At 58.3% G+C, this 13,339-nt stretch carries 12 protein-coding genes; 5 read left to right on the forward strand and 7 right to left on the reverse strand.

Translation table 11 applies throughout. The features are described 5' to 3' along the window. Positions 1 to 118 precede the first annotated feature (118 nt). The 4 genes from PAN31117_RS02915 (at position 119) to PAN31117_RS02930 (ending at position 3,497) form a co-directional block, all read left to right on the forward strand. On the forward strand, positions 119 to 790 hold the full coding sequence (locus PAN31117_RS02915) for an epoxyqueuosine reductase QueH (RefSeq protein WP_150736847.1): 672 nt from the start codon (positions 119 to 121) through the stop codon (positions 788 to 790). A 33-nt stretch (positions 791 to 823) separates the two neighbouring features. Further along, entirely contained in the window at positions 824 to 1,807 is a 984-nt protein-coding gene (locus PAN31117_RS02920; RefSeq protein WP_150736848.1) for a DUF1852 domain-containing protein, read from the forward strand. 26 nt (positions 1,808 to 1,833) lie between these two features. Further along, positions 1,834 to 2,862: a methionine synthase gene (locus tag PAN31117_RS02925; protein WP_174990779.1), complete on the forward strand. Its 1,029-nt coding sequence runs from the start codon at positions 1,834 to 1,836 to the stop codon at positions 2,860 to 2,862. A gap of 125 nt (positions 2,863 to 2,987) precedes the next feature. After that, positions 2,988 to 3,497 (forward strand): flavin reductase family protein, encoded by a 510-nt coding sequence (locus PAN31117_RS02930; RefSeq protein WP_150736849.1) that lies wholly within the window; start codon positions 2,988 to 2,990, stop codon positions 3,495 to 3,497. A gap of 554 nt (positions 3,498 to 4,051) precedes the next feature. Here PAN31117_RS02930 and PAN31117_RS02935 read toward each other — a convergent pair. The 5 genes from PAN31117_RS02935 to PAN31117_RS02955 all read right to left on the reverse strand — a co-directional run bounded on the left by PAN31117_RS02935 (position 4,052) and on the right by PAN31117_RS02955 (position 9,854). After that, the gene (locus PAN31117_RS02935) at positions 4,052 to 5,206 is read right to left on the reverse strand and encodes an L-dopachrome tautomerase-related protein (protein WP_246188878.1); all 1,155 of its coding nucleotides are present in this window, start codon (positions 5,204 to 5,206) and stop codon (positions 4,052 to 4,054) included. A gap of 471 nt (positions 5,207 to 5,677) precedes the next feature. Further along, the gene (locus PAN31117_RS02940) at positions 5,678 to 6,217 is read right to left on the reverse strand and encodes a carboxymuconolactone decarboxylase family protein (RefSeq protein ID WP_150736850.1); all 540 of its coding nucleotides are present in this window, start codon (positions 6,215 to 6,217) and stop codon (positions 5,678 to 5,680) included. A 1,092-nt stretch (positions 6,218 to 7,309) separates the two neighbouring features. Beyond that, positions 7,310 to 8,263 (reverse strand): GlxA family transcriptional regulator, encoded by a 954-nt coding sequence (locus tag PAN31117_RS02945; protein ID WP_150736851.1) that lies wholly within the window; start codon positions 8,261 to 8,263, stop codon positions 7,310 to 7,312. Between the two features lie 121 nt (positions 8,264 to 8,384). Further along, positions 8,385 to 9,350 carry a LysR family transcriptional regulator gene (locus tag PAN31117_RS02950; protein ID WP_150736852.1) on the reverse strand — a complete coding sequence of 322 codons (966 nt, stop codon included), beginning with the start codon at positions 9,348 to 9,350 and terminating at the stop codon, positions 8,385 to 8,387. A 132-nt stretch (positions 9,351 to 9,482) separates the two neighbouring features. Further along, positions 9,483 to 9,854, reverse strand: a complete 372-nt coding sequence (locus PAN31117_RS02955) for a response regulator transcription factor (protein WP_174990781.1) — start codon at positions 9,852 to 9,854, stop codon at positions 9,483 to 9,485. A 285-nt stretch (positions 9,855 to 10,139) separates the two neighbouring features. Between PAN31117_RS02955 and PAN31117_RS02960 the strand changes: the two genes are divergently transcribed. Then, on the forward strand, positions 10,140 to 11,399 hold the full coding sequence (locus PAN31117_RS02960; protein ID WP_150736854.1) for a sensor histidine kinase: 1,260 nt from the start codon (positions 10,140 to 10,142) through the stop codon (positions 11,397 to 11,399). On the opposite strand, the gene PAN31117_RS02965 is transcribed toward PAN31117_RS02960, so the two are convergent. Both PAN31117_RS02965 and PAN31117_RS02970 read right to left on the reverse strand, forming a co-directional pair. Next, positions 11,400 to 12,647, reverse strand: a complete 1,248-nt coding sequence (locus tag PAN31117_RS02965; RefSeq protein WP_174990783.1) for an MFS transporter — start codon at positions 12,645 to 12,647, stop codon at positions 11,400 to 11,402. A gap of 15 nt (positions 12,648 to 12,662) precedes the next feature. Continuing rightward, on the reverse strand, positions 12,663 to 13,304 hold the full coding sequence (locus tag PAN31117_RS02970) for a response regulator transcription factor (protein ID WP_150736856.1): 642 nt from the start codon (positions 13,302 to 13,304) through the stop codon (positions 12,663 to 12,665). Positions 13,305 to 13,339: the final 35 nt, after the last annotated feature.

Raw genomic sequence — 13,339 nt, forward strand, 5'->3', positions numbered from 1 at the left:
CCACATGAATGGTATTCATGGAAATATGAGAATTTATCGATTTTCATAATGGTGGGTCGGACACCATAATCCGAAGCTCATAGTCCGGTGTACGCGGGCGTTATTCATGGAGCTTCTCGTGGTGTCCGCAACCGAACGCAAGCCATTGGCATTACCCGGCGGGCACAAGAAGGTGTTGTTGCACTCATGCTGCGCACCGTGCTCGGGTGAAGTCATGGAGGCCATTCAGGCGTCCGGTATCGACTTCACGATCTTCTTCTACAACCCGAACATCCACCCGCTCAAGGAATACGAGCTTCGCAAAAACGAGAACATCCGTTTTGCCGAGAAGTTCGGAATTCCGTTCGTCGACGCCGATTACGACCGCGACAACTGGTTCGAACGTGCCAAAGGCATGGAGCACGAACCGGAGCGTGGCGTGCGTTGCACGATGTGCTTCGACATGCGCTTCGAGCGCACCGCCCTGTACGCCCACGAGCATGGCTTCCCGGTCATCACGAGTTCGCTTGGGATCTCGCGCTGGAAAAACATGCAGCAGATCAACGATTGCGGCGTGCGCACAGCGTCTCACTACCCCGACATGCTGTACTGGGATTACAACTGGCGCAAAGGCGGAGGGTCCGCTCGCATGATCGAGATCAGCAAGCGCGAGAACTTCTATCAGCAGGAGTATTGCGGCTGCGTCTATTCGCTGCGCGACACGAACAAGCATCGTGTGGAAAGCGGTCGTGAGCGCATTCAGCTCGGCGTGATGTTCTACGGTGACGACACCGCAGAACAGGGCGAGTAAGTTTCAACTTCAGAATCAGAGCGTCAGATCATCATGAGTCAAGATTTCACATTCGCCATCAAGCGCATTAGTTTCGACGAGGACTATCGCCCGTCGGACAACACGCGCATCACGACCAACTTTGCTAATTTGGCCCGTGGCAGCAGCCGCCAGGAAAACCTGCGCAACACCCTCCGGATGATCGACAACCGTTTCAATGCGCTGGCGGATTGGGACAATCCGAAGGGCGACCGTTACAGCGTCAAGCTCGACATCATTTCCGTCGAAATGAGCATTGGCGGTGAAACCAATGGAAGCGCGTTGCCGCTGATCGAAATATTGAAAACCAGTATTTTCGACAAGAAGAACAACGTGCATATCGACGGCATCGCGGGGAATAACTTCTCCTCCTATGTACGCGATTACGACTTCAGCGTGCTATTGCTGGCGTACAACAAGGATCAGCCGAAGTTCGGCACACCGGAGAATTTCGGCGACCTGCATGGCAAGCTGTTCAAGTCGTTCGTGAATTCGGACACGTACAAGGCCAATTTCAACAAGCAGCCTGTTATCTGCCTGAGCGTATCGAGCACGCGCACCTACCGTAGAACGGCCAACGTGCACCCTGTGCTGGGCGCCGAATACTTGCAGGACGAATATTCACTGACCGACGAATACTTCGCGAAGATGGGCTTGAGAGTTCGCTATTTCATGCCCCGCAATAGCGTCGCGCCTTTGGCTTTCTATTTCTCCGGCGACTTGCTGGGCGATTACACGGATCTCGAACTGATCAGCACCATCAGCACGATGGACACGTTCCAGAAGATCTATCGCCCTGAGATTTACAACGCGAATTCCGCCGCAGGGGAATCCTATCAGCCGAGTCTGAAGCATCAGGATTATTCGCTGACTCGCATTGTCTACGATCGAGAAGAACGTAGCCGTCTGGCTATCGAGCAAGGAAAGTTTGTCGAGGAGCACTTCGTCAAACCGTACCGCGCCACGCTTGATCAGTGGTCCGCTAACTACGCTCATTGACTCACTTAAACGCAAGGTTATTCATCGTGAAAAAATTGTTGCCGACTTCGACTGCTGGTAGCTTGCCCAAACCGTCCTGGCTTGCAGAACCCGAGAAACTCTGGTCGCCGTGGAGGCTGGAAGGCGAAGAATTGGTGCAGGGCAAGCAAGATGCATTGCGTTTGTCTCTGCAAGAGCAGCAGCACGCGGGCATCGATATCGTCAGCGACGGCGAGCAAACGCGTCAGCATTTCGTGACGACGTTTATCGAACACTTGAGCGGCGTCGACTTCAATAACCGTCAGACCGTGCGAATTCGCGACCGCTACGACGCGAGCGTGCCGACGGTCGTGGGCGCTGTCGCGCGCCAAAAGCCGGTGTTCGTCGAAGACGCGAAGTTCCTGCGCGCGCAGACCAAGCAACCGATCAAGTGGGCGCTGCCCGGCCCGATGACGATGATCGACACGCTATACGACGATCACTACAAGAGCCGCGAAAAACTGGCCTGGGAATTCGCCAAGATTCTCAATGAGGAAGCAAAGGAACTGGAAGCGGCAGGCGTCGACATCATTCAATTCGACGAACCGGCATTCAACGTCTTCTTCGACGAAGTCAACGAATGGGGCGTGGCGACGCTGGAGCGTGCCATTGAAGGGCTCAAGTGCGAAACCGCCGTTCACATTTGCTACGGCTATGGCATCAGGGCCAATACGGACTGGAAGAAGTCGCTGGGCTCGGAATGGCGTCAATACGAAGAAGCCTTCCCGAAGCTGCAAAAATCCAGCATCGATATGATCTCGCTGGAATGCCACAATTCGCATGTGCCCATCGATCTGATCGAACTCATTCGCGGCAAGAAGGTGATGGTCGGGGCGATTGACGTGGCATCCGAAACCATTGAAACGCCGGAAGAAGTCGCCAGCACGCTGCGTAAGGCACTGAAGTTTGTCGATGCCGACAAGCTTTTTCCGTGCACCAACTGCGGCATGGCGCCGCTGCCCCGTGCGGTGGCACGCGGTAAGCTGGCTGCACTGAGTGCCGGTGCGGAAATCGTGCGTCGCGAACTGTCGAACTAAGTTCTGAGCCGTCAGGCACAAGCCAGCCCGGAATACGTTGTGACCGATCCGAATAGATCGGGTGGTACGACGGACGGGTTGGCTTGCGTCAATCGAAGTGCCCCCGGTATTTCCCTCCTCCAGCTATGTCACTTCCCAGTCCGGCCATCGAGCCATTGCGCTTTCGCGAAGCGCTCGGGCACTACGCCTCCGGTATCACGATCATTACGTCGCACATCGACGACGAGCCGCTAGGTTTCACCTGTCAGTCGTTCTATAGCGTGTCGACGAATCCGCCGCTGGTCTCGTTCAGCGTGATGGCCACGTCGGCCAGCTACCCCAAGATCCGTCAGGCGGGACGCTTCGCCGTCAACATCCTGTCGGGAGAGCAAGCGGAAATTTCCAACCAGTTCGCCCGACGAGGCACGGACAAATGGCGCGGCGTCGACTGGCAGGCCTCGCCGCTGGGCAATCCGATCATTCCGGGAAGTCTTCACTGGCTGGATTGCGAAATCTACGCGGAACACGCGGCAGGCGATCACGTGATTGTGATCGGTGAAGTCAAGGCGTTAGACGCACAGGATGCTGCGGCGAATCAGCCGTTGCTGTACTTCAAAGGGCAGTATCGCAACATCGCCGATCACAGCGGGGGGTGAGCGCCTGATATTAGTAATAAAAACGGTTACCACGACGAGTAGTAACTACTTGAAAACAATTGGATCGCCATTCCTCGTTCAAACGGTTACGGTCACGCCGCGGCGAGCGATCTGCGTAGTGCTGAGGAATAAAGTCGGTTACGCCGATGATAACGAACGGCGGTTTTCGACCCTTCTGCGTCACTGGGTTGCCCCGTCGTCAACGGCAGAAAACGACCGCACGGCAGACGCTCGTCGCCATAGTCCGGTAAGGTATCTTGAAGTCTGCCATGCCTCGCTTTTCTGAACCATTTGGTTAGCCCAATTGTGCTAAGGCAGCCTCTTGCAACCCATCGAGTCTCCAACGCTTGGCTTCTGCCAGCTTTGAGGTGGGGTGCGAACTGACGCGCCAAAGTTAGCGGGTAATGGACTTTATCCGCTGGTACCCCGGAGGAGCTCATCGATGCGGAGATGCTACCGTGGGTGGTTGCCCGCGGAGATTGCGACCGCAGGGGGGGCGGGGAACTGAAAATTGCCCCCCGTTTATCAGGGGGAGGGCATGCGGTGCTAGCGTTTCACTTCAGGCCGGAAGGAAGGCTGAATTTGAAAAGTTCTACCGGAAAGCGAATTGTCGACTGACCATGATTGAAGGGCGCTGCGCCATCGATCTGCGGTACGGGCAAGAAAATATGTCCTTTGCCGTCGAGGAACGGCGCGTCAACCCAGCGCAGACGATGGTCGCGTAGGAGCATGGAAACAGTCCCATCCGGTGCGCGCCGCATCAGGGAGTTGTCGGCCAAGGGGGGGTAATACAGGCTTCCATCCGCACCCATGGCTGTGCCGCCTACAGGCGGGTTGTCGAACCACGTGCTGACGTGCTTTGCCAGCGTCTTGTCGTCGAGCGTTTCGTCGTCCAGGTAGCGTGTTTCGATCTGCGACAGTGGGCCCGACAGAGGGCCGAAGTAGAAGGTACGACCGTCCGGGCTCAGTTCGAGAGGGTCGGCATTGACTTTCAACGGACCGTCATCCGAGCCGGTCAGGACCTTGCCATTTACGACGATCAAGTCATGCGCACGTGCGCGTGCGAATGGCATGCCGTCAAAGCGGCGCCGCACGTTGCCATTCTCCAGGTTAAGCACGAGAACCGCACCTTCTCCTGCATCGGTTATGTAGGCGTGACGTCCGTTGATTCGAATATCGTCGATATAGGTGTGGGCGCGGATCACATCTTTGGGAAATGCATACACACGCACCACAGTGTCGGTGCGGGGATCAACGTGTACGATCTTCGGGCCGCCTGCGACCGGTGTGCCGCCAAAGTCCGGCGAGCCGGTATCCACGATCCACAAGTCGCCGCGCGTATCAGCGTGAATAGCGTTCACGCTGACGAATGCTCGTGTCGCATCATCGCCAGCCTTCCATCTGTTCCAGCCAACGTCTGGATACGGTGTCAGTGAGCCGTTCTCCTTGGCGATTGCCACCGCGGGGCCGGTGTTTCCGGTCCATAGCGGTGAGCTGACGATGAACCGGCCGCGTGGGTCGACCACGACGGCGTTCCAAGGCATTTGGGTATTCTTCCGCACGGCTACGAGTTCATCGGTTTGCACCGCAGATGCGGCGGTAGAGGTAGATGCTGTACTGGCGATTAATGACATGGCACTGAGTATTGCAACGGCAATCAAGATCAGGGGGCGCTTCTTGAAGAGGTGCAGCACATTGTTCTCCAACATGGAATGAATGGGGGGCATGCCGGCTAATGCCTCGATGCAGCGTTACGGAGTCGTAGACCGGCTTCAACGATCAGGGGCCGTTGACTGGGAATGCGAATGGATTGATTTCAGTGCGCCGACCCACCAGAAGACGATTGCCACACCGATGCGCATCATCGGAATGCCGATGCAGTCGAGCCGACTCACAACGACAAGCAAATTCCGGAAATTCATTCTAGGGGGTCCTTATTGAGAACGTGCGAAGCAGTGGCGCTTCACGATGTCATATCAAGGATGGCGACGATGCTTGTCGCCGAGATCACATCACAGGCGTGAGCCTGCTGACCCCCAGCTTTGCGATGCCGGAAACGGCTTTCGCCAGTTGCGTGAAAGCTGGGGACTTGGCTGGGCCTCAAGGGCGGACTCACTGTGCCAACGTGCGCCCGCCTGCCAACTGAGTGTTCGATGGATTGGGCAATGCAGGTTGCAGCGTTACTTCACCGGTGGGAAGTCAAGAGTTGTGTCGTTGACACGATTGAAGATATTGGTCGTCAGGATTGCGGTGACTGCGAAGATGGCTTCCGTCACCTGCACGTCGCTATATCCCGCCTGGCGGACGCTATCCAACGTGATCTGCGGCACCGTTCCCGATGTGCGTACCAGCGTCAGCGCAAACTTGACGAGGGCGTCGATCTTTGCATCGGCGCTCAGACCACCGGCGCGTAGTTCCCGCATCTGCTCGGCGGTATAGCCTGCCATTTTTCCCGCCAGCGTATGTGCGGCGAGGCAATAGTCGCAGCCGCTGTTTTCGCTAATGGCAAGGTTGATCGCTTCCAGTTCCTTCGCCGACAGCGCACCGCTTGATTTCAGGGCCGCGTTGGCGGTCAGCAACGATTGGAGCGCGACGGGCGATTGCGAGCCGAGGGTCGCGTACGCATTCGGCACTTTGCCAAGGCCGCGCTTGATGCTGGTGAAAAGCTCCGCGGTCAGGCCGGTAGCGGATGCAACATCGATCGTGGACATGCGAGTCATCTTTTGGTCCTTTTCTAAAAAGAGTTTCACTGTTCATCTGAGTTGCGTCGGAAAAATCAGTCAGATTGAAGAAACGCCGCCGCTCAAATGCAACTGCTACAACCCTAATGGAAGCAAGCTGTCGTTGGGAGAGTCTTCGGCAAACATAGCTTTCGGTCAGGCGTGACAATCCATCCGGGCGTATCAGCTTGCTCGTTGATAGAACTTTTCATTGGAGGCTGTGACACGACTATCGCGAGGAAGCCAGAGAGGGGAGGGACGCGAGCCGGAGTACAGGATTCTTTGTCGCGATGGGATGGATACTGATGACGTTCATGCTGGCCGCGGCGGCATCACCATGGCTGGTCCCGTGACCTCGCACGATAAAGAGTCTCAGGCGAACCTCGGCGGTGCCTTATGACGTCGAGTCACTTCTGTCTTGTGTTTAACGATTCGGAGCGGTGCGACGCATGAAGTCGAACAAAAACCGTCAATCGTCAACAATTCCGATGAAAAATGACAGTTCTCAACGGCTTGAATTCCGTTATCGCCTGCGTGTGGCGGGCGTAGAGGGCCTGGCAGGGTTCGTCGGTGCAGCAGCACGGGATTCAGCGTCCTGCAAATCGGCGGGATACGCGCTGCTATCACGATGACGGTCATAGCCCGCAGCCTCGATCTGCACGAGCCCCTTTTGCAGTTGCTAGCGCGTGACCGGGATCGACTCCTTTTCGGTCTGATCGATGGCGATCAGGGCAGTCGTCACGGCGATGCCGAGGATCATCCGCGGGTAATGGGACGTGTTTTCACGGAATCCTCGCGTGGTTTGGGAGAGATATAGATCGATCCCAAATGACGGGAATGTATAGAGACCCAATCCGAAAAACAATATCCAACGAAAGCAAATGGACTGGATCGAGCATCTTCGATAAAAGCCGTCAATGCGACGTTGGAAAATTCAATCGTTCTGCAAACGGGGCGAGCCTGTTGTCCCGGCCGGAGCAGATACTTCTGCCTGTCGCCACTGGCCCTGTGAAAGGTCTGCTGCGATAGTGCTCAAGAAGGAAGCGAAGAGGGCCCACAAGGGGAGCGGAGCGACCGTCCCGCTCCAGCTTGTTAGGCGGCAACGGGGGTCCTGGCATCTCTGCGCAATTCCTGAGGGCTTACGCCATAGGTGCTGACGAAGACCTCGCGGAGATGGCTGCGATCACGAAATCCGGTTTCTCGCGCAATGACTTCTAGGGGGTGGCGGCCGCGCTCGATCATGGTGCGTGCCGTTTCGATGCGTAGCTGTTTCACCGCCTTTGCAGGGGATTGGCCCGTTTCAGACTGAAATATGCGCAGGAACTGCCGTGTACTGAGATGCGCGGCGCGTGCCAGTTCTTCTACCCGCAATGGTCGCGCCAGATTTTGGCGCGCGTATTCGAGCGCAGTCTGGATACGGTCCGATTTCGGCGCGAGCTTCAGCATCTCGGACTGCTGGGACTGGCCTCCGGTGCGGCGCTGGTTCATTACCATGACGCGCGCGACTTTGGTTGCCACTTCATTGCCCAGGTCTTTCTCGACCAGACCAAGCGCAAGGTCCATGGCAGCGGTCAAGCCTGCTGACGTCCAGATGGATCCGTCCGTGACGAAGATGTGGTCGGGTTCGATCTGTGCGCTGGGGCAGCGTGCCTGCAGCGCATCGGCGTAGGCCCAATGGGTTGTCGCGCGCTTGCCGTCTAGCAGGCCGGCGTCTGCCAGTACGAATGCGCCGGTACAAAGCCCGGCAGTCCGGCGCGAACGTTCCGACGCCGCGCGGACAAAAGCCAGTTCCGCAGCGGTGCTGGAGCGCTGGGTCGGATCGACGATGCCACTAATCATCCAGGTGTCGGCTTCGGTGCTCTTGTGAATGGGTTCAGTCCTGACAGAGACACCCAGCGACGCCTGCACGTCCCCCCCCGAAAGCGAGTAGTTGGTCACGGCGTAGACGCGCTCGCGGGCCACGACGTTGGCGAACTCGAACACGGATTGTGTCCCGATTGCCATGACCTGAAATCCGTCCGTCAGAAAATACCCGATTCGATGCATTCGCTCCACCGCACTGCTGTCCGAGAAGTCGGATTATAGAGGGGGTGCGAAATATATGCCGGCCGGAAAAAATCGGCATGGGACCATTGTGGCGTTCGCCGTATTAGAAGCCTCGGCCTCTTCAGGCTGCGGTGCAGTTGGAGTCCAACTCTGTGCGCCGTTCGTCTTCAGACCTTGGTTGGGGGCAGGGTGTCTGGCAGCTTTCCAGCGCCGAGGACAGCCAGTCGACAAAGACGCGTAGCGCCATCGATTCACGCGTCCGGCATGCATAGACGGCATGGATCGGTCTGGCTCGCGGGCGGCAATGCGCGAGTACTTCCTTGAGCCGTCCGCTGGCAAGATACGGCGTTGCCACGGTATCCCAAACCTGAATGACCCCGCCATTCTGCAAACCATATTGAAGAAGCAGATCCATGTCGTCGAAGGCGATGGATTCGGGCAAGGGGTGCCGGGTGCTGCGGCCGTCCAGTGCAAAGCTGAATTCCCACGGTCGGCCATCGCTCTGATGGGAAGCGTGTGCCGTGCGATGTCCCGACAAGCTCTGCAACGTATCGGGGCATCCATGCCGCGAAACATAAAGGCGGCTCGCCACCGTGATCAGATGGTAACTGCCAACCTGACGGCTGAAATGGTACGAATCCTCCAGATCGCCCAGCCGAACCGCGCAATCGATGCCATCGCGGATCAGGTTCGAGGAATGCCGTGGTGTGGAAATCTGCAGGCTGACATCCGGATACTGGAGGCGGAATAGGGTTATGTCGGGCATCAAGTGGCGCGCAATGTCGCCCGGCAGCTCCACGCGTAACCTGCCACTCGCCTGTTCCGCAGCCGATCCGATCTTGGATTTGAGGTCGGTGATGTCGAGCAGAATCTTGTGGCAATGCTCGTAGAAGGTCATGCCGGCGGCCGTCGGCCGAACCTGGCGTGTCGTACGGTGAAGCAGTTTTACTTGCAGATGGAGTTCAAGCTGCTGGATCAGCAAGCTTGCGGACGCCTTTGGAATCCCCAGAAGATTGGATGCTCGCGTGAAATTTTCGCATTCGACGATCCGCGCAAAGACTTCCATCGCTTGTAGCATGCGTTCCATGGAACTTACCTCGTGTGTCACCCTTTGACGATTGTTCGAGTGTATGGGCAGCCGTATCGATGCAACAGTCGCAATTGGCGCATGGTGCGCGACACATTCGTATAGTTCACCTACTTCGGCGAGGCAGTTGTGTCAGGGGACAGCGTTCAAAACGCGAGACAGCCAGCCGATCAGGTCGTCGGGGTCCACCGGTTTGTCGAGCATGCAGACTGCGCCATGCTGCCTGGCCTGTTCTCGGCAATGCGGCGTGGCATGGGCGGTAACAAAGATGCACGGCGTTTGAAGGCCTGCGGCGCGTAGTCGGCGCAGCAGTTCGACGCCGGAAATGGCTTCCAGCGCGATATCGCAGATCAGGCAGTCGTAGTCACTGTTACTCGGATGGGCCATGAAGCCTTCCGCAGAGGAGAAGAAGGCTGCGCCCCAGCCAAGTGAACGAATCAGCGCGCCGGTGGATCTACGAACGGATGGTTCGTCATCTATGACACAAACAATCTTGGCAGGCACGGGCATCGGCGTCAGAAGGGGAAAAACATGCGGAAAGCGCCCTGCATCGGTGAGGGCGCTTGACGGGACATTAGCGCAATCTCGGTACGAGGACACTTATACGGGAGTATCGCGTTGCATACGCCATCGCACATCGGGTTTGCACCGAAGGGTGTCGCGATGCCGCGCTTGCCAACGGAGTGAGCGCCACAGCCGCCGGCGCTTGAGGCTACACATACGTGTAGTTGCCGACACAATCGCTGCTACCATGGCGGACGCAGACCCGCCGCAACAATATTCCTCTCTATGCGCCATCCCGATACCGACTTTTCCGAGCGTCGCTGCAAAATTGAATCGGAGGGAAGTGAACGTGTGGACTCCACCAGCCAGATCGTGGACGAGACCTTTCGCTTCGCGCCGATTCCCATCCTTGTGGAAGATTGGTCCGGCATACGGCAGTGGGTCGATGAACGCAAGGCCGAGGGGGTGCAAGATCTCGACGGCTATCTGGACGAAAATCCCACGGCGATCCAACAGTTGCGCGACTGCCATCACCGCTTCGTGGATGCAAACGACGCAGCATTGAAGTTGTTCGATGCCGCATCGCGCGAAACGTTCTTCGCCGCGGCAAAGGCACTGCTACCGGCCAGCCGCCCCAGCAATTCAAAAGTGCTCAAGGCCATGTTCGCCGGTGAGGCCGCCTGCCAGGGGGAACGTACCCTCACATCGCTGACGGGCCGGACGGTTCCAATCGTGTGGCGTTGTTCGTTGCCTACGGACCCCGCCAGCTATACGCGGCTGCACTTCTACGCATTCGATATCTCCGAGTATCAGGAGAACATTAACCGCCTGCAGGTCATGCGTGCGGAGATGGCGCGCGCGGGACGCATCGCACTGGTGGGGCAACTGGCCGCATCGATCACGCACGAGATCAGCCAGCCGCTGTCTGCCACGAGGACATCGATCGAAGCCGCTGCGCGGTGGCTCGATCGTGATGGGCCCGATATCGCGGAAGCCATGGCGTCCGTACGTGACGCGCGGCGCTGGGCGCGGGATGCTACCGACATCTGCCACAGGCTGCGCGGATTCATGACGCACACGCCCGTGCAGGCGCGGTTGCAGTCCGCAGCCGAAGTGGTGGCATCGGCGATCTACCTGATCTTGCCAGAAGCGCGAGCCAGGGCCATCGAGGTCGAGACGTCGGTGGACGAGGGCCTGCGCGTGATGGTGGATCGTGTGCAACTACAGCAGGTACTGGGCAACCTGCTGTTGAACGGCATACATGCCATCGCCGCCACGTCGGACGCGCGGGCACGCAAACTGACCGTGCACGTCGAACCGGAGGGTGATGCCAGCCTGCTGTTCAAGGTGGCGGACACCGGCCATGGCATCGATGCCGCGTCGCACGAAACACTGTTCCAGCCGTTCTCCACATCGAAGTCAGAAGGCATGGGCGTGGGACTCTCCATTTCCAGATCCATCATCGAAGCGCACGGTGGACGCATATGGGCCGAATCGGTCGAGGGAAAAGGCGCGACGTTGTGCTTCACCCTACCCGGCGCATAGTCAGTCGCGGACGCGCGTCTGATGATGCTGTAGCGCCCTCACCGCCACGATAGCGCCCAGGGCCGCGGCCGAAATCGTCCAGGCTGCAGCCATCCGACTTCCCGCCCATGCGTTCCATGTGGCAACCAGTGCCGGGGCCGTGCCGCCGAACACCGCGACACCGACTGCATAGATAAAGGAAAGCGATGTGGCGCGCGACCTGCTGCGCACTGTCGACAGCAGCAGGGCGACAGTCGGCCCGGCGGCCAGACAACTCGCTGCCGTCACCGCGATAATGCCTGCGACAAAGAAGCCGTTGCCCAAGCCATACATTGCAGCGAGGTAGGTAGGCACCACGGCGATGATCGAAGCCAGCCGCGCCAAGATGACGACGGTGGGATATCCGAGACGATCGGCAAGCCTTCCACCCACGATGGATGCCGCGGCCGTGATCGCGCCCAGGGCGATCGTTACGAGAAACGATTGCCGCAGCGTTGGCATGGTGCCCGCCATTTCGAACGGGGCAGTGAAGGTAGCGACATAAGTTGGCACGGTGCCGCCGGCGATCAGAAGTGTCCCGAGTGCAAGGACTTTCCAGCCTTGCAGGTGCCCGTCATCAACCTCAGCAGCAACTGGCTGTGGTATGTCGTGAGCCAACAGGCGCCGACGCAACAGCACCTGGACCGGAATCATCATGACCGCCAGAAGAAAAGGGATTCGCCATCCCCAAGCGCCGAGCTGCGCAGCGGTGAGCAGGTCATTCATCAGCAAGCCACAAGCGCCGATAGCCAGCAACGCGAGTCCCTGACCAGCAAGCAGCCAACCGCAGTATAGGCCGCGGCGCGCAGGCGCACATTGTTCGATCAGGTACGCACCTGCCGCGCCAATTTCTCCGCCAATGGCAAATCCCTGAAGCATCCGGCAAGCCAGCAGCAGAAGCGGTGCTGCAACGCCCAGCACGTCGTAGCCTGGCAGTAAAGCCATGCCAAGCGTGCCCGCGGCGACCAGTGTGATGTTGAGCAACAGCGCGGGCTTGCGTCCCACGCGATCGGCATAGGCGCCCAACACCAGCGCACCGATCGGACGCATCAGAAACCCCGTGGCAAAGGTGCCGAACGCGGCCAGCGATGCGACACCGGCGTCGCCATGGGGGAAGAATGCCGCGCCGATGAAGCGGGCAAACGTGGCATACGCGAAGTACTCGAAGAACTCCAGTGCATTGGCAAGGACTACCGTCGCCAGCGCGCGTGGATTCAATGTCTTTGTCACGGGCACGGCGCTGTGCTAGCGGGACATCGGCTCGATGCCGAGCACCTGCGCCTTGCGCACCAGATCGGCAACGGAGTTCGATTTCATCTTCTTCATGGCGGCGCCGCGATGGACCTTGACGGTAATCTCGCTGATGCCGATGCCGGCGGCGATCTGCTTGTTCAATGCGCCGCCAACCACGTAGGCCAGCACTTCGCGCTCGCGCGAGGTCAGGGATTCGTAGAGATCGATGAGGGTGCTGCGCTGGTAATCGGCCTCAAGCCGCTTCTTGTCTTGCGCCAGAGCGGCCGTGACGGCATCGATAACGTCCTGCTCGGCCAGCGGCTTGAGCAGGAAATCAGCGGCGCCCGCTTTCATCGCCTTGATACAGATGCTCACGTCTGCAAATCCCGTCATGAAGATGATGGGCATCTGCTGGTTGGCCTTCTCCTGCTGCTGGAAGAACAAGCCGCTTTCTCCGCGCAGGCGAACGTCGAGCAGCATGCAGTTGGGTCCAGCATTCTTCTCCGACGCCTTGAATGCCGCCGTACTGTCGAAGCTACGGACCGTGAATCCGACGGAGCGCAGAAGGTTATGCAATGACGAGCGGGTGGATTCCTCGTCGTCGATGATGTAGACGACTGAAGTCACATCCTGGCTTTGGGCATTACTAGACATTCTTCAATTCACGGGTTTGGTAAGACTGTCGAATC

Origin of the sequence: Pandoraea anapnoica, assembly GCF_902459765.1 — a bacterium.
GTDB classification, from domain to species: domain Bacteria; phylum Pseudomonadota; class Gammaproteobacteria; order Burkholderiales; family Burkholderiaceae; genus Pandoraea; species Pandoraea anapnoica.